This window comes from Rhizobium sp. 11_C7_N12_5 (genome assembly GCF_051811145.1).
GTDB classification, from domain to species: domain Bacteria; phylum Pseudomonadota; class Alphaproteobacteria; order Rhizobiales; family Rhizobiaceae; genus Rhizobium; species Rhizobium lusitanum.
Map to the genome: position 1 here is coordinate 1,662,447 of NZ_JBPWPY010000001.1, position 19,365 is coordinate 1,681,811.

Annotated in this window: 18 protein-coding genes; 8 read left to right on the plus strand and 10 right to left on the minus strand. The window is 59.4% G+C overall.

Annotated features, from left to right (window positions below; translation table 11 throughout):
* Positions 1–68: 68 nt before the first annotated feature.
* The 4 genes from AB8B29_RS08275 to rpiA all read right to left on the minus strand — a co-directional run bounded on the left by AB8B29_RS08275 (position 69) and on the right by rpiA (position 4,431).
* The gene (locus AB8B29_RS08275; protein WP_037202438.1) at positions 69–1,442 is read right to left on the minus strand and encodes a class II 3-deoxy-7-phosphoheptulonate synthase; all 1,374 of its coding nucleotides are present in this window, start codon (positions 1,440–1,442) and stop codon (positions 69–71) included.
* A gap of 150 nt (positions 1,443–1,592) precedes the next feature.
* Positions 1,593–2,978: a glutathione-disulfide reductase gene (gene gor, locus AB8B29_RS08280; protein ID WP_037202440.1), complete on the minus strand. Its 1,386-nt coding sequence runs from the start codon at positions 2,976–2,978 to the stop codon at positions 1,593–1,595.
* Positions 2,979–3,161: 183 nt separating this feature from the next.
* Positions 3,162–3,716, minus strand: a complete 555-nt coding sequence (locus AB8B29_RS08285) for a DUF2059 domain-containing protein (RefSeq protein ID WP_037202441.1) — start codon at positions 3,714–3,716, stop codon at positions 3,162–3,164.
* Positions 3,717–3,729: 13 nt separating this feature from the next.
* Positions 3,730–4,431 carry a ribose-5-phosphate isomerase RpiA gene (gene rpiA / locus AB8B29_RS08290; protein ID WP_037202443.1) on the minus strand — a complete coding sequence of 234 codons (702 nt, stop codon included), beginning with the start codon at positions 4,429–4,431 and terminating at the stop codon, positions 3,730–3,732.
* A 197-nt stretch (positions 4,432–4,628) separates the two neighbouring features.
* Here rpiA and AB8B29_RS08295 point away from each other — a divergent pair, with 197 nt between their 5' ends.
* Positions 4,629–5,303, plus strand: a complete 675-nt coding sequence (locus tag AB8B29_RS08295) for an HAD family hydrolase (protein ID WP_037202444.1) — start codon at positions 4,629–4,631, stop codon at positions 5,301–5,303.
* A gap of 176 nt (positions 5,304–5,479) precedes the next feature.
* A complete protein-coding gene (locus AB8B29_RS08300; protein ID WP_051964409.1) occupies positions 5,480–6,649 on the plus strand; it encodes a retroviral-like aspartic protease family protein in 1,170 nt (389 codons plus the stop codon).
* A 103-nt stretch (positions 6,650–6,752) separates the two neighbouring features.
* Here the strand turns inward: AB8B29_RS08300 and AB8B29_RS08305 are convergent, their stop codons facing one another.
* Together AB8B29_RS08305 and AB8B29_RS08310 are read right to left on the minus strand one after the other, a co-directional pair.
* Positions 6,753–8,642 (minus strand): L,D-transpeptidase family protein, encoded by a 1,890-nt coding sequence (locus AB8B29_RS08305; protein ID WP_439006380.1) that lies wholly within the window; start codon positions 8,640–8,642, stop codon positions 6,753–6,755.
* 197 nt (positions 8,643–8,839) lie between these two features.
* Positions 8,840–8,965, minus strand: coding sequence for a hypothetical protein (locus AB8B29_RS08310; protein ID WP_280951429.1), 126 nt, complete (start codon positions 8,963–8,965; stop codon positions 8,840–8,842).
* Between the two features lie 84 nt (positions 8,966–9,049).
* Here AB8B29_RS08310 and fumC point away from each other — a divergent pair, with 84 nt between their 5' ends.
* The 3 genes from fumC to AB8B29_RS08325 all read left to right on the plus strand — a co-directional run bounded on the left by fumC (position 9,050) and on the right by AB8B29_RS08325 (position 13,682).
* The gene (gene fumC, locus AB8B29_RS08315; RefSeq protein WP_047556772.1) at positions 9,050–10,441 is read left to right on the plus strand and encodes a class II fumarate hydratase; all 1,392 of its coding nucleotides are present in this window, start codon (positions 9,050–9,052) and stop codon (positions 10,439–10,441) included.
* A gap of 373 nt (positions 10,442–10,814) precedes the next feature.
* Positions 10,815–12,422 (plus strand): fumarate hydratase, encoded by a 1,608-nt coding sequence (locus AB8B29_RS08320; RefSeq protein ID WP_047638271.1) that lies wholly within the window; start codon positions 10,815–10,817, stop codon positions 12,420–12,422.
* A gap of 192 nt (positions 12,423–12,614) precedes the next feature.
* Positions 12,615–13,682 carry a GGDEF domain-containing protein gene (locus AB8B29_RS08325; protein ID WP_037202454.1) on the plus strand — a complete coding sequence of 356 codons (1,068 nt, stop codon included), beginning with the start codon at positions 12,615–12,617 and terminating at the stop codon, positions 13,680–13,682.
* A gap of 103 nt (positions 13,683–13,785) precedes the next feature.
* Here the strand turns inward: AB8B29_RS08325 and AB8B29_RS08330 are convergent, their stop codons facing one another.
* Positions 13,786–14,751, minus strand: coding sequence for an alpha/beta hydrolase (locus tag AB8B29_RS08330; RefSeq protein ID WP_047556546.1), 966 nt, complete (start codon positions 14,749–14,751; stop codon positions 13,786–13,788).
* Positions 14,752–14,796: 45 nt separating this feature from the next.
* Here AB8B29_RS08330 and AB8B29_RS08335 point away from each other — a divergent pair, with 45 nt between their 5' ends.
* The gene (locus tag AB8B29_RS08335; protein ID WP_047556544.1) at positions 14,797–15,282 is read left to right on the plus strand and encodes a MarR family transcriptional regulator; all 486 of its coding nucleotides are present in this window, start codon (positions 14,797–14,799) and stop codon (positions 15,280–15,282) included.
* Here the strand turns inward: AB8B29_RS08335 and AB8B29_RS08340 are convergent.
* Together AB8B29_RS08340 and AB8B29_RS08345 are read right to left on the minus strand one after the other, a co-directional pair.
* Positions 15,276–16,475: a low temperature requirement protein A gene (locus AB8B29_RS08340; protein ID WP_037202463.1), complete on the minus strand. Its 1,200-nt coding sequence runs from the start codon at positions 16,473–16,475 to the stop codon at positions 15,276–15,278. The two genes, AB8B29_RS08335 and AB8B29_RS08340, sit on opposite strands and share 7 nt — an antisense overlap.
* Before the next feature lie 36 nt (positions 16,476–16,511).
* Positions 16,512–16,886, minus strand: coding sequence for a gamma-butyrobetaine hydroxylase-like domain-containing protein (locus tag AB8B29_RS08345; RefSeq protein ID WP_037202465.1), 375 nt, complete (start codon positions 16,884–16,886; stop codon positions 16,512–16,514).
* Between the two features lie 133 nt (positions 16,887–17,019).
* On the opposite strand from AB8B29_RS08345, the gene moaA reads away from it, so the two are divergent.
* Positions 17,020–18,069 (plus strand): GTP 3',8-cyclase MoaA, encoded by a 1,050-nt coding sequence (moaA, locus tag AB8B29_RS08350; protein ID WP_047556770.1) that lies wholly within the window; start codon positions 17,020–17,022, stop codon positions 18,067–18,069.
* Between the two features lie 20 nt (positions 18,070–18,089).
* Entirely contained in the window at positions 18,090–18,872 is a 783-nt protein-coding gene (locus tag AB8B29_RS08355) for an MBL fold metallo-hydrolase (protein ID WP_047556541.1), read from the plus strand.
* On the opposite strand, the gene AB8B29_RS08360 is transcribed toward AB8B29_RS08355, so the two are convergent.
* Positions 18,869–19,267: a VOC family protein gene (locus tag AB8B29_RS08360; RefSeq protein ID WP_047556540.1), complete on the minus strand. Its 399-nt coding sequence runs from the start codon at positions 19,265–19,267 to the stop codon at positions 18,869–18,871. The two genes, AB8B29_RS08355 and AB8B29_RS08360, sit on opposite strands and share 4 nt — an antisense overlap.
* Between the last annotated feature and the right edge of the window lie 98 nt (positions 19,268–19,365).

The window sequence follows — 19,365 nt, forward strand, 5'->3', positions numbered from 1 at the left end:
TATCCGGCACAAATGCAAACGGGCCGGCTTTCGCCGGCCCGTTTGATAAATCAGAGATCCGTTTTCCCTCAGCCGTGGGCGCGCAGACGCTTCTCGTCGCGGCCGCCCTTCATCCGCTCGGCAAGCAGGAAGGCTAGCTCGAGTGCCTGGTCGGCATTGAGACGCGGGTCGCAATGGGTGTGGTAACGATCCTGTAGATCTTCGGCGCCGACAGCGCGGGCGCCGCCGGTGCATTCGGTCACGTCCTTGCCGGTCATCTCGATGTGGATGCCGCCCGGATGCGTGCCTTCGGCGCGGTGAATCTGGAAGAAGCTTTCGACTTCCGACAGAATGCGCTCGAAGGGACGCGTCTTGTAGTTGTTGAGGGTGATCGTATTGCCGTGCATCGGGTCGCAGGACCAGACGACCTTGCGGCCTTCCTTCTCGACGGCGCGGATGAGCCGCGGCAGGTTGTCGGCAACCTTGTCGTGGCCGAAACGGCAGATCAGCGTCAGACGGCCGGCCTCGTTCTGCGGGTTGAGGATATCGATCAGGTTGAGCAGATCGTCAGCCTGCAACGAAGGGCCGCACTTCAGGCCGATCGGGTTCTTGATGCCGCGGAAATATTCGACATGCGCATGGTCGGCCTGGCGCGTACGGTCGCCGATCCAGAGCATGTGGCCTGAGGTGGCGTACCAATCGCCCGAAGTGGAATCGACGCGGGTGAACGCCTCTTCATAACCGAGCAGCAGCGCCTCATGGCTGGTGAAGAAATCGGTCTCGCGCAGGCTCGCATTGCTATCGGACGTAATGCCGATCGCCTTCATGAAATCCATGGTCTCGCTGATGCGATCGGCAAGCTTGCGGTAGCGCTCGCCCTGCGGGCTGTCCTTGACGAAGCCGAGCATCCATTTGTGGACGTTTTCGAGGTTGGCGTAGCCGCCCATGGCGAAGGCGCGCAGCAGGTTGAGCGTCGCGGCAGACTGGCGGTAAGCCATCATCTGACGTTCCGGATTGGGAATGCGCGCTTCCTCGGTGAATTCGATGCCGTTGACGATGTCACCGCGGTAGCTCGGCAGAGATACGCCGGCCTGTGTCTCGATGCCCGAGGAACGCGGCTTGGCGAACTGACCGGCGATGCGACCGACCTTCACGACAGGCAGCTGAGCGCCGAACGTCAGCACGACGGCCATCTGCAGGAACGCGCGGAAGAAGTCGCGGATCGTGTCGGCGCCATGCTCGGCGAAGCTTTCGGCGCAGTCGCCGCCTTGCAGCAGAAAACCGTTGCCTTCGGCGACATTGGCAAGATGCGCTTTCAGACGGCGGGCTTCACCGGCAAAAACGAGCGGCGGATAGCTTGCAAGCTGCGCTTCCGTTGCCGCCAGTGCCGCCGGGTCCGGATATTCCGGCACCTGCTGGATCGGTTTCTGCCGCCAACTGCTGGGTGTCCAATTCTGTGCCATCTCACTCACCTGCTTGTGCACCCGGTCTTTGCCGGGCGTCCCGTCGTAAATAACGCGCGCTTATAAACCTTTGCCGGTCGCTTGCAAAGGCGGGCGAACTACTGTGCGAATCTTTTATGGCGCTGGCGACGACTGCGCCGATCCAATCCGTTACACGCGCTCGCCATTGCTAATGCGATAGCTCGGCGAATACATCGTCACCAGTTCTTCCGACGCGGTCGGATGAACTGCCATGGTGCGGTCGAAATCGTCCTTGGTGCAGCCCGCCTTGATGGGTATGCCGAGCAGCTGCGCCATCTCGCCGGCATCATGGCCGAGAATATGCGCGCCGATCACCTTGCGGTCGGCGGCATTGACGATCAGCTTCATGATCATCTTCTCATTGCGGCCCGAAAGCGTCGCCTTCATCGGCCGAAACTGCGCGCGATAGACCTCGAGCTCCGGATAACGCTTGGCCGCGTCCTCTTCGGTCAGGCCGACCGTGCCGATCTCCGGCTGCGAGAAGACGGCCGTCGGGATCAGCTCATGATCCGGCCGCGTCGGATTGTTTTTGTAGACGGTTTCGATGAAGCACATCGCCTCGTGGATGGCCACCGGCGTCAGCTGGACCCGATCGGTGACGTCGCCGAGGGCATAGATGTTCGGCACGGAAGTGCGCGAATATTCGTCGACGACGATGGCGCCCTGCTCGTTGATGGCGACGCCGGCTGCTTCCAGTCCGAGATTTGCGGTATTCGGCGTGCGGCCGAGTGCAAGCATGACCGTATCGACCGTCAAGGCCTTGTCGTTCTTCGTCCGGACGCTGAGCCCATTCTCCGTCTTCTCCACGCTCGTGATGATGTCGTGGCAAAGAACGCGGATGCCCTTTTCCTCCATCGCCTCATGCAGGCCCTTGCGCAGATCCTGGTCGAAGCGCGACAGGATCTCGGCGCCGCGGTAGATCAGCGTCGTCTCGACGCCGAGTCCATGGAAGATATTGGCGAATTCGACGGCGATATAGCCGCCGCCGGCGATCAGGATCGACTTTGGCAGCTCTGCCAGATGGAAAGCTTCGTTCGAGGAAATGCAAAGCTCATAACCGGGCAAGGACGTATGCAGGTTCGGCCGACCGCCGGTCGCGATGACGATGGTTTCCGCAGTCACCGTCTGCCCGGTCTTCAACAGGCGGACTGTATGAGCGTCCACGAGTTCGGCGCGCGTGTCGAATATGTCAGCCTTGGCATTGTCGAGCCCCTTGCGATAGAGCCCTTCAAGCCGTGCGATTTCCTTATCTTTCGCCTCGATCAACTTCGTCCAGTCGAAGCTGCTTTCGCCGACCGTCCAGCCGAAACCGGCCGCATCCTCGAAATGCTCGCTGTACTGCGAAGCATAGACAAAAAGCTTCTTCGGCACGCAGCCGCGAATGACGCAGGTGCCGCCGTAGCGATACTCCTCGGCAATGCCGACCTTCTTGCCGAGCGATGCCGCCACGCGCGCGCCGCGCACGCCGCCGGAGCCGCCGCCAATCACGAAAAGGTCGAAATCAAACGAAGGCATCGGTGGCTCCTGTAGACATGACAAGGCGCGCAAAGCGCTGATGGGGGTCGGCATTCATATAGGAAGCCGGAGCATAAAAAGAAAAGCCCGGAATGATCCGGGCTTTGAATTTGCAACCGCCTGCCGATTATCCCGAAAACGTGAAACACAGTTTCGAGAACGATCGCAGCAAAGAATTGCGGTTTACTGCTTCGGCGCAGGCTGTGCGGCAGCGCCTGCATTCGGCGCGACAACCGGCTGCTTGACAACCTTCTGCAAAGCATCATTGCTCTGGTTGGCTAGATCACGCGAAATACCCTGGCTCCAGATATCGGCGGCCTTGTAAAGCTCGCGCGTCGCCAGCGGACCATCCTTCAGAAGCTTCTTGCCGGCCTCCGAATTGTAGAAATCGGCGATTGCCTTGAGCTCTTCCGCCGAGAAGGCTTTGGCGTAGGTGACGGCGGCTTCGTGCTCGAGATCGGCGCGGCGCGGCGCGAGCGCCAGAGCAGTGGCGTCAACCGTCGAATTGATCGCGTCGCCAAAGTTCGGATTGGCTTGGATCATCGTGCTCTTCAGCTGCTCGGCGAGGTTCGGCAGGATGTTGTCGAACTGATTGGTGATGCCGAGCGCGTTGATCGCGGCGCGGGCAGCCTTGATCTGGTCCTCGGATACTTCCTGAGCGCTGACAGAGCCGAACGCGATGCCCGAAAGAAGGATGGTTGCAGCGGCAAAACGGCCAAGACCCGCAAATTTGATCATGAGATGAGTGCTCCTATGTATTGTTCGCCTGCAACGTGCGCGCACCGGCAGGGCCGGCAATGATCGCCAATGTCGCCATATTGATAAAGAGCCCGTGTTCGACAACGCCGGGAATCGAATTGAGCGCATTCGACAGCGCCTCTGCATCAGGAATGCGGCCGAAAGATGCATCAATAATAAAATGTCCGCCATCGGTGACGAAGGTATGGTCACCCGAGCCGCGCAGGTTGAGCGCGCCCGACAGGCCGAGACGCGACGCAGCCTTCTCGATGAGGATGCGCGTCGAAGCAAGGCCGAAAGGATTGACTTCGATCGGCAGCGGAAACGCGCCAAGCGTCTGAACGAGCTTGCTTTCGTCGGCAATCACGATCATGCGGGCCGACGAGGCTGCGACGATCTTTTCACGCAGCAGCGCGCCACCACCGCCCTTGATCAGAGTGAGCGCACCGTCCAGTTCGTCGGCACCGTCAATGGTGAGGTCGAGTGCAGGAAGCTCGTCGAGCGACTTTAGCGGCACGCCCAACTCATTGCAAAGCTTTGCCGTCCGTTCCGAGGTCGGAACACCCTCGATCGAGAGCCCGGACGCGACTTTCTCGGCGAGCAGCCGAACGAACTCCTCCGCCGTGCTGCCCGTGCCGATCCCCAGCCGCATGCCGCTCTCGACATAGGTCAGGGCCGCCCTCGCAGCCTCAATCTTCATCTGGCGGGCGTCCATGCGCCACCTGCTCCCATTGTTACGTTGGTCTGCTGTTTACACGGCTCTCCAGCCAAACGAAAGCCAAAATAACGGCACAAGATAGAAATCCCCGCGCCTCTTTGCCGAGGCTTCCCGGGCCTTCTGTTGCAATTGCCCGCGCGATCTTCTAACTCCGAAAGACGCTCTATTTCTTCTTATACAAAGGCCGATTCCTCGTGACATCTCCTCTTGTCGTATTCGATCTCGATGGCACGCTGCTGGACACGCACGCAGATCTCATCATCAGCCTGAACCACACGATCGCCGCGCTCAAGCTTCCACCGGTCAGCTATGACGACGTGACGCACCTCGTCGGCTATGGCGCGCAGGTGATGATCGAACGGGCCTGCAAGCTGCATGGCTATACGCTGACCTCGGAGGAATTGCCCACCCTGATGCAGCGCTTCATTACCCATTATTCAGAGACGATGCCGGGCGTCACGCAACCCTATCCCGGGCTCGTGGCTGCACTCGGCGCGCTGAAGAGCAAGGGCTACAAGCTGGCCGTCTGCACGAACAAGATGGAATCCCTCGCACGCACGCTTCTCGATAGGCTCGATCTCACGCATTATTTCGAAACCATCACCGGCGGCGACACGTTTGCCGTGCGCAAGCCTAATGCCGAGCACCTGATCGGCACCGTCGAGCGCGCCGGCGGCGATATCGGCCGCACCGTCATGATCGGCGACAGCGTCAACGATATTCTTGTCGCCCGCAACGCCGGCGTCCCCTCGATCGCCGTCCCCTTCGGCTATTCCGATGTTGGTATCGAAACGCTCGGCCCGAGCCGCATCATCTACCACTACGACGAACTCACGCCCGAACTCGTCGAGGGGCTGCTCGCCGCCTGAGACTATCAAAATCCCTGTTGGTTCAGTTCGCGAGGTTGCAGAGGGCCTTGCGGGATTCGCGCGATTGCGACACAACTTAGCGACGTTTCGCTGCCTGCTCCAAGACCACCGGAATGAAAACGCTCACCCGGGATTGGCGTCAAGGCAGGAAGGTAATTCGTTGTTGGAGTGCCCGCTTGCTCACAGCAGATCCCGAAGACCGCAATGGCGGCAGGTTGCCAACCCGCAGGGGATGGCTTGCTCCAATTGTCCGGACACTCATTATTTTCGCCGCATTATGCGCGGGAATTTGGTTCTACATCTATGGTGACCGCATCATCGGCTACGTCGATAACGCGACTTACGCCGCACCCGATCCGGCGCTTCTGGCCGTCTACCAACATTTCGGCATCGATCCCCTGCCGAACGTCGTCGCCGGTCGAGCGACAATGGCAAACTATCTCGATATGCTGCGCCGCGAGCATTGCGACTGGAATGCCGTTTACAAATTTGCAGATGAACTGCAGAAACAAGGTTACCGCCGCGAGGCAGCCAAGGTCTTCATTGCCTTCTCCAACAAGTGCAAGCCCTCTAACGTCGCCCTGAGCGCCGCAGTCAAAATACTTGGCGACCTCAGCGATTTCGACGAAGCGTTGAAGATCTCGAATGACTTGATAGCAATGTCACCGGGAATGCCCGGATATTATTTTCAGCGTGCGCAGATTCGCGAAAGTGCAAAGAAATATCGTGACGCCATCGACGACTACTATTCGGTCATCGGTCTAACTGACAATATCGCGATATTGAATGGCACCGTATTCGAGGGAATCTCGAACAGTTATCGCGAACTTGGCCAGTACTGCGAGGCGATCAGTCCACTTCAGCTCTGGGTATCCACCAATCCCGACCGCAATGACACGGCGGTCGTGCATGGCATTATCAAGGAATACGAAAACAAGGGTAAATGCGCCTCGACCTACGCCACCGGCAGCGATCGGTTCCCGACACAAGGCAAGAACGTTATCCTTGCCAAGGTCTCGATCAATGGCACGGACGGCACGTTTATCGTGGACACCGGAGCGAGCTTCGTAGCAGTGAGCAAGGTCTTTGCCACACGAGCCAAATTGCAAGTGGATGGCAACAATGGAATTTTGCTTCAGACGGCTAATGGCGTTTCTCAGGCCACGCACACCACCGCTGCAACAGTGAAGGTCGGGCGCGTGGAGGCCAGTGACATCACCGCCGTTGTACTCGATAACGACGCGGCGCTGGGCGGCGAGGTCGACGGCCTGCTCGGCCGCTCCTTTCTATCGCGCTTCGACGTGACCTTCGGTAGCCGTGAATGGCGTATCGAGGCGAAGGACTAAAACGATCGTAAAGGCGTCTTGAAGCCAAGCGTGGGGCATATCTGGACAATTGCAAAAGGGCGGCCGATCGGCCGCCCTTTTGTCTCTCGACGTTACGCTCAACTCAAATCTGAGCCGTGCGCGACTTGGTGGTCGTATCGAGCGCCTTCTGAGTCGCCGCGTCGCGGTCGTAGACGTCGTTGAAATATTGGACAACGCCGTCCTTGTTCGGCCAGGCGGTGAAGTAGGCGATGTAGATCGGGAACTTCTGCGGCACGGCGACGGCCTTGTTCTGGCCGTCTGCGATCTGCTTGGCGACATCATCGACCGTGGTGTTCAGGACGGCGGCAGCCATCGCGCGCGGATCGGCAAGGCGGACGCAACCATGGCTGAGCGCGCGCATGTCTTTCGTGAAGAAGCTCTTCTGCGGCGTGTCATGCATGTAGATCGCATGCGAATTCGGAAAGAGGATCTTCAGTTCGCCGAGAGCATTGTCGCCGCTGGGCGGCTGGCGCACGGAGATGTTCTTGGTCGAGCCATACCAGTCGACGCTGGACGATGCCACGGCTTGGCCACCGACTTCGACCTGGTAACCCATGCGATCGAGATAGTTCGGATCGGCGCGCAGCTTTGGCAGCATCTCATTGATGATGATCGATTGCGGAACACCCCAAAACGGATTGAACTCGACGGTCTGCACCTGATTTTCAAAGAAGAAGGTCTGATGCTGCTTGCCGCCGACGACGACGCGCATCGACAGCTGTTCCTGGTTATTGTTGTAGTAATAGACCATGAATGCCGGCTGGTTGATCAGGACGTAGCGCGGTCCGAGTTCAGGCGGCAACCAGCGCAGCTGTTCCATGGCAATGATCAGCTTCTGGATTTTCGTGTCGTTGTTCTCGCCGACCATGGCGCGAACCGAAGACGGGCCGATCACGCCGTCCGAGGTCAGTCCCTTTTCTTTCTGGAAGTCTTCGACCAGCGACACGAGGTCGGGCGTATAATCCGGTGTGCCCAGATAGGAAGCAAGAACGCCGGCATGCGCGGTCTTCAGCGCATCAGATCCGCGATGCTGGATCGCCTTGACGATATTGGCCATCTCCGGCGAGCTGCCGCCCGGCTTCAGAGTGCCGGTCAAAGAGATGGAAATATGGCTACCATCGGAACTGGCCTCCGCCCTGAGCTTCGCAAGCTCGGCCTTCAGCAGTACAAATTGCTGGTTGGAAGGATTGCGGCTGTTGAGATAGGCGGCAACGTCCGGGCTGGCGCGCAGCAGGTCGAGCGTAGCCGGCAGATTGACGTCCTTGCGCTTGAAATCGTGATAGCCGGAGATCCTGTTCGGGTCGAGACGGCCACGGACCGTATCCTGGACGAACATCAGCACCTTGCTGGAGAGCGCCAGCTCGAATTGCGTGAGGGCGCGGTCGCGCATCACCGGGTCGGCGGCGGCGTCGAAGCTCGGCGGCGTCACCGCATAATCCGAGGGGTCGAGACCGACGGAACCGGCGTCGGCGAGAACGGCCATCGCAGCCTTCGCCTTGTCGGTGACAGCATGATCGGCGATCCAAAGCAACGGCTTGTTCTGATCAGCGTAATAGGACTCGATTGCCTTGGCCACATCGTTGGTGGCCATGACGTGGGCATCGGCAAGGTAGCGGCGCTGCGACAACTCGGTATCGACGGCAACCGGTGCAGGCGATGCATCGGCAACGGCTCCGGTCACTACCGGATCGGCAAAATGCGTCGTCGACACCAGACGCATCGCGTCTGCCTTGTAGGTATAATATTTCGGCGCGCTGACCGTGGGAAGCGGCAGCTTGGCCTGCCCGGGCTCCATCATTGTTTGCGCCGGGTTGGCAGGAACCGGAGCAGACACTTGCGTGCTCTGCTGACGCCCCTGACCACCGCGGATGAAATCCATGAGGGTCATGGCGTTCGCGGACGTGACGCCGATGGCGGAAAGGCAACAGGAGAGAGCCAGGACGGATGCTGTGGCTTTGGTGACGAGTTTCATTCTGTAATCAGTCCCTTGTCGAGCGGTAACTTCGAGCTAGCGGTGCTGTTTTCAACCCGGCCGCGATGTCGGAAACATCGTATAACGACTACAATGAAAACGGCGAGACCCCGCCTTTCGTTCAATGCCTCAACTTCACGTTACAAAGCGGAGACGTTTTCCACGATTTAATTCACACAAAATTATGAAATTATTGGTTAATCTTCTATTGAAATTTCCTGAGATTTTTGCGCGACGGAAAAAACGCCTTCAAGAATATCTACGGAGCGTGTTAAAAAGAGCACGCCTGAGCGGGCGCGTGAAAACATGATCACCCCTGTCATGAAATAGCCCCTTCGGTGTTTTCATAAGCGTCGTTCCGGCCTATATGACTGCTATCTATTTCAATGGAAAGCAGGATCAGGAACATGACTTCCACCCGCACCGAAACCGATACTTTTGGCCCGATCGAAGTCGCCAGCGACCGCTATTGGGGCGCGCAAGCGCAGCGCTCGCTCGGCAACTTCAAGATCGGCTGGGAAAAGCAGCCTCTCTCGGTCATACGCGCCCTCGGCATCGTCAAACAGGCAGCTGCGCGAACCAACATGGAGCTTGGCCAGCTGGACCCTGCTCTCGGTAAAGTGATCGTCGCTGCCGCGCAGGAAGTCATCGACGGCAAACTCAACGACCATTTTCCGCTTGTTGTCTGGCAGACCGGCTCCGGCACGCAGTCGAACATGAACGCCAATGAGGTGATCTCCAACCGCGCGATCGAAATGCTGGGCGGCGTCATGGGCTCGAAGAAGCCCGTCCATCCGAACGATCACGTGAACATGAGCCAGTCGTCGAACGACACCTATCCGACCGCGATGCACATTGCCTGCGCCGAAGAGATCGCTCATCACCTGCTGCCGGCTCTGCGGCATCTGCACGCGGCGCTGGAAAAGAAGGTCGCCGATTTCGCCCATATCATCAAGATCGGCCGTACCCATACGCAGGATGCAACGCCGCTGACGCTGGGCCAGGAGTTTTCCGGCTATGCCGCCCAGGTCGCCTCGGCCATCAAGCGAATAGAGCTGACATTGCCGGGTCTCTGCGAACTTGCCCAGGGCGGCACGGCCGTCGGTACCGGTCTCAACGCGCCGATCGGCTTTGCCGAGAAGGTGGCAAACGAAATCGCTGGGATCACCGGCCTGCCCTTCGTCACGGCCCCGAACAAGTTCGAGGCGCTTGCCGCGCATGACTCGATGGTGTTCAGCCACGGCGCGATCAACGCGGCAGCGGCTGCGCTCTTCAAGATCGCCAATGACATCCGCCTGCTCGGCTCGGGCCCGCGCTCCGGTCTCGGCGAACTGGCGCTGCCGGAAAACGAGCCGGGCTCGTCGATCATGCCGGGCAAGGTCAATCCGACGCAGTGCGAGGCGATGACCCAAGTCTGCATCCATATCTTCGGCAACAATGCCGCCCTGACCTTTGCCGACAGCCAGGGGCACTTCGAGCTCAATGTCTACAATCCGATGATGGCCTACAATTTCCTGCAGTCGGTGCAGCTGCTCGGCGATGCCGCCATCTCCTTCACCGACAATTGCGTTGTCGGCATCGAAGCTCGCGAGGATAACATCAGGGCTGGCCTGGAACGTTCGCTGATGCTGGTGACGGCGCTCGCGCCGAAAATCGGCTACGACAATGCCGCCAAGATCGCCAAGACGGCACACAAGAACGGCACGACGTTGAAGGAAGAAGCTTTGGCGAGCGGACTGGTCTCCTCGGAAGAATATGATGCCATCGTCCGCCCGGAAACGATGATCGGGCCGAAATAGGTTCGTCATTCGGTGAGGTCAGGCACACCCGCCGGTGACTCAATTGCCTGCCTGGCCCCTTCCCCCAACCCTCTCCCCGCTCATGCGGGGAGAGGGAGTTTACCGCGTTAAATCACAGACCTTCCATCCGTGTGGAGCGACCGTTGTCTTGCTTGGTCGTCCCCTCGCCCCGCGGTGCGGGGAGAGGGCCAGGGTGAGAGGCCGGGCAAAAGGTCTCGGCATGGGAGGACCCACCCGACCTGCGCATCTTTCCATCGACGATCTGCTGCTTTGAAACTCCTTAGCGGCAGCCAAGCAATTGCTTTTGGTTCGAGCCGGATCTAGATCGTTTCCAAACATCTTCCTCCGCCATCCGGCTTGAAAGGTTTCCCAAATGGCTGACGATCTATTTCCACTCGGCGACGACACGACCCCCTACCGCAAGATTTCCAGCGATTACGTCTCCGTCGACGCATTCAAGGGCCAGGAAATCCTGACCGTCGATCCGGAAGGCATCCGGCTGCTAGCCGAGACAGCCTTCGCCGATATCAACCATCTGCTGCGCCCGGGCCATCTGAAACAATTGGCGTCAATCCTCGAAGACCCGGAAGCGACCGACAACGATCGTTTCGTGGCCTATGATCTGTTGAAGAACGCCAACATCGCCGCCGGCGGCGTGCTGCCCATGTGCCAGGATACGGGCACCGCGATCATCATGGGCAAGAAAGGCCGCCGCGTCTGGACCGAAGGCGGCGACAGCAGTGCGCTGGCCAAGGGCGTGCTCGACGCCTACGAGAAGAAGAACCTGCGCTATTCGCAGCTCGCCCCTATCAAGATGTTCGAGGAAAAGAACACCAAGAACAACCTGCCGGCGCAGATCGATATCTATGAGGAAGGCACCGACGCCTACGAATTTCTCTTCGTGGCCAAGGGCGGCGGTTCGGCCAACAAGACCTTCCTTTATCAAGGCACGCCATCGCTGCTGACGCACGACCGCATGCTGGACTTCCTCAAGGAGAAGATCCTGACGCTCGGCACGGCGGCCTGTCCTCCGTATCATCTCGCCATCGTCATCGGCGGCACATCGGCCGAGATGACCCTCAAGACGGTCAAGCTTGCCTCGACACGCTACCTGGACTGTCTTCCCACGGAGGGCTCCGAAAGCGGGCACGCCTTCCGGGATATCGAAATGGAAAAGGAAATCCATAAGCTCACGCAGAGCCTCGGCGTTGGCGCGCAGTTCGGCGGCAAGTATTTCTGCCACGATGTCCGCGTCATCCGCCTGCCCCGCCACGGCGCCTCGCTGCCGATCGGTCTCGGTGTCTCCTGCTCAGCCGACCGTCAGGCCAAGGGCAAGATCACCCGCGACGGCATCTTCATCGAGCAGCTTGAGACCGATCCGTCGAAATATATGCCTGAGATCGACGAGGCGAAGCTTTCCGAATCGACGGTTCGCATCGATCTCAACAGGCCGATGACCGATGTCCTTTCCGAGCTGTCGCAGCATCCGGTCAAGACACGCCTGTCCTTGACCGGCACCATCATCGTGGCGCGCGACCTGGCGCATGCGAAGATCCGCGAACGCCTGGAAAAAGGCGAAGGCATGCCCGAATATCTGAAGAACCATCCGGTCTACTATGCCGGCCCGGCCAAGACGCCCGCCGGCTACGCATCCGGCTCCTTCGGTCCGACGACGGCAGGCCGCATGGACAGCTATGTCGATCAGTTCCAGTCGTTCGGCGGTTCGATGATCATGCTCGCCAAGGGCAACCGTTCGCGCGCCGTGCGCGAGGCCTGCAAGACGCATGGCGGATTCTATCTCGGCTCGATCGGCGGTCCGGCTGCGCGCCTGGCTCAGGATTGCATCAAGAAGGTCGAGGTGCTGGAATATCCCGAACTTGGCATGGAAGCCGTCTGGAAAATCGAGGTTCAGGATTTCCCCGCCTTCATCGTCATCGACGACAAGGGCAACGACTTCTTTCAGGAGCTCAACCTAGGGTAACAATATCTAGGCAATCCGGGTCCAAGGAAGGCGCCACTGGCGCCTTCCTTAGTAAAAAATGCTTTAGCTATAAAACATTTGAATAAATCTATATTTGCGAATGAATTTCCACGGTCATCCTCTTAATATTTTTCAAAGAATCTTGGTATAAGTAAAAATAGTGATTTAGTTGACATATAACGGAGCTCACCGATGAGTACGGCGATTGCGCCGAGGGCGCAAACTCCCGACGTGGCAGGGCAGATTACCTACGCCATGCGATCCATGGGGGTCGCAGCTATTCCGCGCAATTACGAGCTATTCTACGAGGCCTATATCGGATCCAATCCTACTCTGACCCGTGAGCTGGCCGCTCTCGGGAGCAGCGCCACGCAGGAGGAATTGGACGCGATCGGGGCCAAGTATTTCTCCGTCCATGCGGGCCGTATCTTCGATGACGCGCACGTACGCCTGACCACGGAGCTGGACGCCATCCTTCGCGCGCTGCGGCAGGAGCAGGCCACGCTCGAAAGCTACAACCGGCTGCTCGGCGAAACCACCGAACGCATAACCTCCAGAAGCAACAACAGCGCTGACCTGCTGCGCAACGCCATCGATATGCTCACGGTCGCGACCGGTGACACCATGGCTCAGGGCGAAAAAACCGTTGAGAACGTCGCGCAGCGCAGCCAGGAAATGGATGAGGTTCGCAAGGAACTGGACGAATACAAGCGCATCGCCAATACCGACGCGCTGACGCGGCTTTCCAACCGCCGCGCCTTCGAGGATCGCCTGGCCTCCGTCTTCGGCAACCGGCTGACCCGTCCGACGACGGCGCTCGTGCTGGCCGACATCGATCATTTCAAGAAGATCAACGATACCCACGGCCACCCGGTCGGCGACAAGATCCTTGCCACCGTCGCCTCTATTCTCCGCGCCAATGTCCAGCGTGATGTCTTCGTGGCTCGCGTCGGCGGCGAGGAGTTCGCACTGATTCTGGAAGGCACCACGGTGGAAGAGGTCACGGCGATTTCCGAGCGGATCCGCCGCGCCCTGGGAACGACGCCGTTCAAGAATTCACGAACGAAGATCGACTACGGTCCGATCACCATATCGCTCGGCATCTGCATGGGTTCCGAAGCTTCGGAGCCCGGCGAGCTCTACAAGAAGGCCGATCTCGCACTCTATTGCGCCAAGAATGCCGGCCGCAACTGCAGCAATGTCTACCAGGAAAGCATGCAGAAGGATTTCACCAAAAGTTGGCTCATCTACAAGAACTAGAAATGAAGCCAGCCAACCGCCGGCGCTGCCTTCCCAGGCACGCCGGCGGTTTTGTTTGCCGAAGCGGCTCGGCGGCGCGAATCCGGCGCGGCGCATCCCGTTGCTACGATAAGCGCCGTACTGGAGTTCGGTAAAACGACAGCACCGTCCCGTCGCCGTCCTCGTGCGAATTTCCCGTTTTGACCGTCTCCGAAAGAAAGGCACTTATCGCCTCGAGCACCGGAGCGGCGCTGACGATGCGCCGATGCCCGAACCCGTTGGCCCAGAAGAGGCGAACATTCCCGCCCCCGACGGCATAGGCGCGGGCATGGTCGGCACTCACTTCCTTGTCGTCCTCGGCATGGACGACGAGAACCGGCATGCCTGGATTGAGAATGCCGCGCCGTTCGTCATAGGCGGCAAGCGCCCGCCCTGTGACACGCCCGGCCTCCGCCTCCAACGCCATCTGGGTTGCAGGGCCAAGGCCCATCAACTCACCAAAATCCCTGAACAGCCATCCCATGGCACTCGGCGCTCCGATCAATACCAATCTCTCCGTCTGGAGCGGCTCGATCCCAGGCAGAAAGCCCGCGGAGGCAAGCGCCAGCGACGCTCCGCCGAAGGAGTGCCCGATGGCGCCATCCAGGGCACCGAAGCGGGTGGAGGCAGCCGCGATAGCGGAAACCGCAAGGCGCACATTGAGAAAACGTCCGGCCGAGCGGCCGTGGCCTGGAAGGTCGAGCGAGACCACTTCCGCCCCCGTATTCGCCAGAAAAACGGTTAGCTCAGACATATATTCGCTGCTGGAACCCCAACCATGCACAACAAGGTAGCGCTTGCGTGGCCCCTTGGCTCCTCCGTTGAAACGATAGGCCATCGCCCTGCCGCCCGGAAAGGACAGCATGACCTGTTCGGCCGTAACAAGACGTTGTCTGCCCTCCATATGTGCCGCCCTGGCCTTGGAGCCGCGAGGCCGCCGCGACGGCGTCAGGCAGAAAAGCCTGAAAGCTGCCTTGCCGGCGAGCTCCGGAGAAAGCCTGCCGAGACCGGATAATCCCGACCGGGTGACCTTGAGCGCAAAGGATGGCATAGTGGGAATCCAGAAATGTTCAACTATGAACAATAAAGTACAACGATGAACAAAAATCAATCCCTTCCCTGGGACCATCCGCGTTTTCGAAGCTGGATCGCCGTGGCGCGCGCCTGCCAGCTGATGCAGCAATCGCTCGGTCGCGCGCTCGCGCATCTCGACATCAAGCCGCCGCACCTCGACATTCTCATCAATCTGTTTCGCTTCGAGGGTATCTCCCAGCAGGAGCTAGCGCGCAAGCTGCTGGTCGGCCGGTCCAACATGAGCATGCTGCTGCCGCAGATGGAGAACCGCGGCCTGATCGAACGCCGTGGAGATAAGCAGGACAAGCGCGTTCTGCGCCTCCATCTGACAGAGGCGGGCCGGCGCGTCACGGAAGAGGCCATGACCATTCAAACCGCTCTCATCGACCGCATGCTGTCGCATGCACCTATCGAAGAGTGTGAGAGAATGACTGTGCATATGGAGCGTATCGTCAGCCTGCTGATGCAGGACGAGAGCGAACCTCTGGAGACGGCCGGCGATCAGTGATCGCCGGTCGAGCGCGCCGACGGGACAACCCTTGTCAGGGACGCAAACTCCCAGATCGCCACGACGACGAGCACGGCTGTTGCGAGAATGCCGAGTTGGTAGACCACGACCTCCGGCAAGGTGAAAAGCAACAATCCCAATCCGACGAGGCCTACCAGATGCGACAGTGGCGGCCGGCCGGTCGTCACCCCCTTGAACCAGAGATTTCCGATCAGGAACACGGCCGGGCCGCCGAGAATGGCAGCGGCGGTGTGCATATCGGCCTGGTCGTGCGGATGCGCGAACAGGAATTCGTCGCCAACCACGCTCAGGATGATGCCCGCAAGAATAGGGATATGCGCATAGGTAAAGGCCTGCCGCGCAAGGCTGCCGGGCGTGTCGTCATGCTCTATGCGGTGGGCCGCACGCTCATGCCCGAACTGGAAGTAAATCCACCACAAGGCAACAGTGCCGGCGAAAGCGGTGATGAACACCGCGACGATCAAAGGCGAGACCGGCTGTTCGGCAAAGGTCTTGCCGGCCTGAAGGACAGCTTCGCCGAGGCAGATGATGATGAACAACGCGCAGCGTTCGGCGATATGCGCGCCGGATACGTCCCAATCCGCAGCCGTTGACTTGCCGAGACCCGGAACCCGGAAGCCGAGCGCAGGCGCTGAATATTCGATCGCGAGCGCGGCCAGCCAGAGACCCACCCGCATCTCGCCTTCCATCAACGCGCCAACGATCCAGAAGACGCCGGACAGGACCAGCCAAGAAGTGATGCGAAGGAAATTGCGGTGATTGGCGGGGCTGACATCCCTGAGGGCATAGACCGTAAACAGGGAACGGCCAACCTGCATGAAGACATAGGCGCCCGCAAAGAAAATCGCCTTCTCGCCAAAGGCATCGGGAATAGCGGAAGACAGTATAAGCCCGGCGAACATCAGAACGAACAGCATGATGCGCACAGGCATACGGTCGGGATCGAGCCAGTTCGTGACCCAAGCCGTGAAGACCCATACCCACCATACCGCAAAGATCAGTATGACGGATTCCAGGGCTCCCAGCGGCGTGAAGTGCTCCGCCAGGGAATGCGCAAGCTGGGAAATCGAGAAAACGAACACCAGATCGAAAAACAGCTCAACGAAAGAGACCTTGCTCTCGTTCTTGCCACCCTTGGCGCGAAGCCAGCTTACCCTACCCCCAAGGACCATGCCTACCTACGTCCTTTTCCCATTGATGCGCCAATGCTAATGTGGCCTTGCAGCCGTGTCGCGGCTGAGGCCTTTTTCCTTCAGTTCGGCTTCGTAGGCCGCAAAGAGCTCCGCGCCCTTCTCGCCGAGTTCGCGCAGATAGGGCCAGGTGAAAATACCGGTATCGTGCATATCGTCGAAACCGATGCGCACCGCATAATTGCCTGTTGGCGTCATCGACATGATGCCGACATTGCGCTTGCCCGGTACGGTGATCTTCTGCCCCGGTCCATGTCCCTGCACTTCGGCGGAAGGCGATAACACCCGCAGCATCTCGGCAGGCAAATCGAAGCTCGTTCCGTCGTTGAAGCTCACCACAAGGTGATGGCGGTCCTTCGTTACCCTCAATTCGGTCGGCCAGACGTCACTCATCGCTTTTTCCATGCGTTTCAATGCCTGTTCGAGAATTATGCCGCCGTTCGTTCACGCGCAAGTGCAATCAAAATGCATTTTCCTTGACGCAACAATCGCCTATGCACACATTAGCAGTGTAATGGAGGTTTGTGTGAATAGCATTGTTGGTACGATAGGCAATGGATCGCCGCTTGTGGCGGATGCGTCCCCGATGGTTGACCCTTTCGGACGGGCGGTCACCTATCTGCGCGTCTCGGTCACCGACCGCTGCGACTTCCGCTGCACTTACTGCATGGCCGAGCACATGACCTTCCTGCCGAAGAAGGATCTGTTGACGCTCGAAGAGCTCAATCGCCTCTGTTCCGCCTTCATCGCCAAGGGCGTGCGCAAGATCAGGCTCACCGGCGGCGAGCCGCTGGTGCGCAAGAACATCATGTTTCTGGTCCGCGAACTCGGAAAGCATGTCGGTGACGGTGCGCTCGACGAATTGACCTTGACGACGAACGGTTCGCAGCTCGCCCGCCATGCCGACGAACTCTACGATTGTGGCGTGCGGCGCATCAACGTCTCGCTCGACACGCTCGACCCCGACAAATTCCGCAGCATCACCCGTTGGGGCGATTTCGCCAAGGTGATGGAGGGCATCGACGCAGCACAAAGAGCCGGCCTGAAGATCAAGCTCAATGCCGTCGCTCTCAAGGGCTTCAACGAGGCCGAAATTCCCGAGCTGCTGCGGTTCGCCCACGGCCGGGGCATGGACCTGACCGTCATCGAGACGATGCCGATGGGTGAGATCGATGAGGATCGCACCGATCAATACCTGCCGCTCTCCCAGCTGCGCGCCGACCTGGAGCAACAATTCACACTGTCCGATATCCCCTACAAGACAGGCGGCCCGGCCCGTTATGTCAAGGTGGAGGAAACCGGCGGAAGGCTCGGTTTTATCACGCCGATGACGCATAATTTCTGCGAAAGCTGCAACCGCGTGCGACTCACCTGCACGGGCACGCTCTACATGTGTCTCGGACAGAACGACGCCGCCGATTTGCGTACGGCGCTGCGTGCGACGGAAGATGACGCTCTCCTTTATGCCGCGATCGACGAAGCGATCACCCGCAAGCCGAAAGGTCATGACTTCATCATCGACCGTACCCATAACCGGCCGGCTGTCGCGCGCCACATGAGCGTCACCGGCGGCTAGCCGACCTCGAGAAAATCAAAATGCAGCTTGAGCTCATTCGCAATGCGACGCTGAAGATCAACTATGGCGGCCATCTGCTGTTGATCGACCCCTATTTCGCGCCGCGCCACAGTCTCCCGTCCTTTACCGGCCGCTCCCCCAATCCAATGACGGAATTGCCCCGCGCGATCGACGACATTCTCCAAGGGGTGGAGCTGGTGATTGTGTCGCACCTGCATACCGATCACTTCGATTCCGTGGCGAAGAAACGCGTCCCGAAGGCCCTGCCGCTCCTCTGCCAGCCTGGCGACGAAGGCTCTATCAGGGAAAGTGGATTCGCTGATGTTAGATCCCTGAACGAGACTACGGTCTGGCAAGGGATAACGATCACGCCGCGGCAAGGCAGCCACGGTCTCGGCCCGGTCGTGGAGAAAATGGGACATGTTATCGGCTTCACGCTGGAGGCTGCCGGCGAACCCACCGTCTATTGGGCAGGCGATACCGTGCTCTACCCGCCGGTTGCCGAGACGATCCAGCAGATCTCCCCCGACGTCATCATCACCCATTCCTGCGGCGCGCGCTGGGACGGCGATCTCATCGTCATGGATGCGGAGCAGACGGTCGCGCTCAGCCGCCTCGCCCCGCAAGCAATCGTCGTCGCAACCCATATGGAAGCGCTCGACCATGCGACGATAACGCGACAAGACCTTCGCCAGGCAGCGGATACAGCCGGTATCGATCCATCGCGCCTGCTGATACCTGCCGATGGTGAAACGCTCCATTTGGAGCCGGTGATCCGATCGCGCTTCGCCAAGCGCGACTAGCGCGACGCGAAGCGCTTTTTCGCCGCATCGGTCGCCGGCATGTACAGCGAGACCGCGGTTCCCTCCGGGTCGCGGAACTGAAAGGTCTTATTGCCCCAGGGCATCATCTTCAGCTCGTGCACTAGAGGAACCTTGTCCTTCAGGCGCTCGTATTCGGCGTCGATGTCCGCGACCTGGAATTCGATGCAGGCGGTGCGATTGGCGCCGGGCTCGGCGCTTCCCTCTTTCCAAAGAGCAACGGTTTCGACAGCGCCGATGGCCAACGTTGCCGCTGACGTCTGGATCTCGGCAAAGACCGGGGCCAGCCATTCGGCCTGGAGCCCGGTAATCATTTCATAGAAGGCGACCATGGCCTTTATGTCAGCCGCGATGATACGGGTGGAAGCGAACTTCATAGCTGGTCCTTTTGATTGCATACAAAGCCTTTGCGGCTCTGCAGAACCCCTTGTCGCATAACCCTGCTGCCACCATACTGGCAGCAGGAGTAAGTATG

Coding starts and splice junctions, on each gene's coding strand:
- AB8B29_RS08305 (WP_439006380.1), bottom strand. CDS start 8,642: ATGAAACTCGTCACCAAAGCCACAGCATCCGTCCTGGCTCTCTCCTGT.
- AB8B29_RS08320 (WP_047638271.1), top strand. CDS start 10,815: ATGGCTGACGATCTATTTCCACTCGGCGACGACACGACCCCCTACCGC.
- AB8B29_RS08345 (WP_037202465.1), bottom strand. CDS start 16,886: ATGAGTGACGTCTGGCCGACCGAATTGAGGGTAACGAAGGACCGCCAT.
- fumC (WP_047556772.1), top strand. CDS start 9,050: ATGACTTCCACCCGCACCGAAACCGATACTTTTGGCCCGATCGAAGTC.
- AB8B29_RS08325 (WP_037202454.1), top strand. CDS start 12,615: ATGAGTACGGCGATTGCGCCGAGGGCGCAAACTCCCGACGTGGCAGGG.
- AB8B29_RS08340 (WP_037202463.1), bottom strand. CDS start 16,475: ATGGTCCTTGGGGGTAGGGTAAGCTGGCTTCGCGCCAAGGGTGGCAAG.
- rpiA (WP_037202443.1), bottom strand. CDS start 4,431: ATGGACGCCCGCCAGATGAAGATTGAGGCTGCGAGGGCGGCCCTGACC.
- AB8B29_RS08335 (WP_047556544.1), top strand. CDS start 14,797: ATGAACAAAAATCAATCCCTTCCCTGGGACCATCCGCGTTTTCGAAGC.
- AB8B29_RS08355 (WP_047556541.1), top strand. CDS start 18,090: ATGCAGCTTGAGCTCATTCGCAATGCGACGCTGAAGATCAACTATGGC.
- AB8B29_RS08285 (WP_037202441.1), bottom strand. CDS start 3,716: ATGATCAAATTTGCGGGTCTTGGCCGTTTTGCCGCTGCAACCATCCTT.
- AB8B29_RS08275 (WP_037202438.1), bottom strand. CDS start 1,442: ATGGCACAGAATTGGACACCCAGCAGTTGGCGGCAGAAACCGATCCAG.
- AB8B29_RS08330 (WP_047556546.1), bottom strand. CDS start 14,751: ATGCCATCCTTTGCGCTCAAGGTCACCCGGTCGGGATTATCCGGTCTC.
- AB8B29_RS08310 (WP_280951429.1), bottom strand. CDS start 8,965: ATGACAGGGGTGATCATGTTTTCACGCGCCCGCTCAGGCGTGCTCTTT.
- AB8B29_RS08360 (WP_047556540.1), bottom strand. CDS start 19,267: ATGAAGTTCGCTTCCACCCGTATCATCGCGGCTGACATAAAGGCCATG.
- gor (WP_037202440.1), bottom strand. CDS start 2,978: ATGCCTTCGTTTGATTTCGACCTTTTCGTGATTGGCGGCGGCTCCGGC.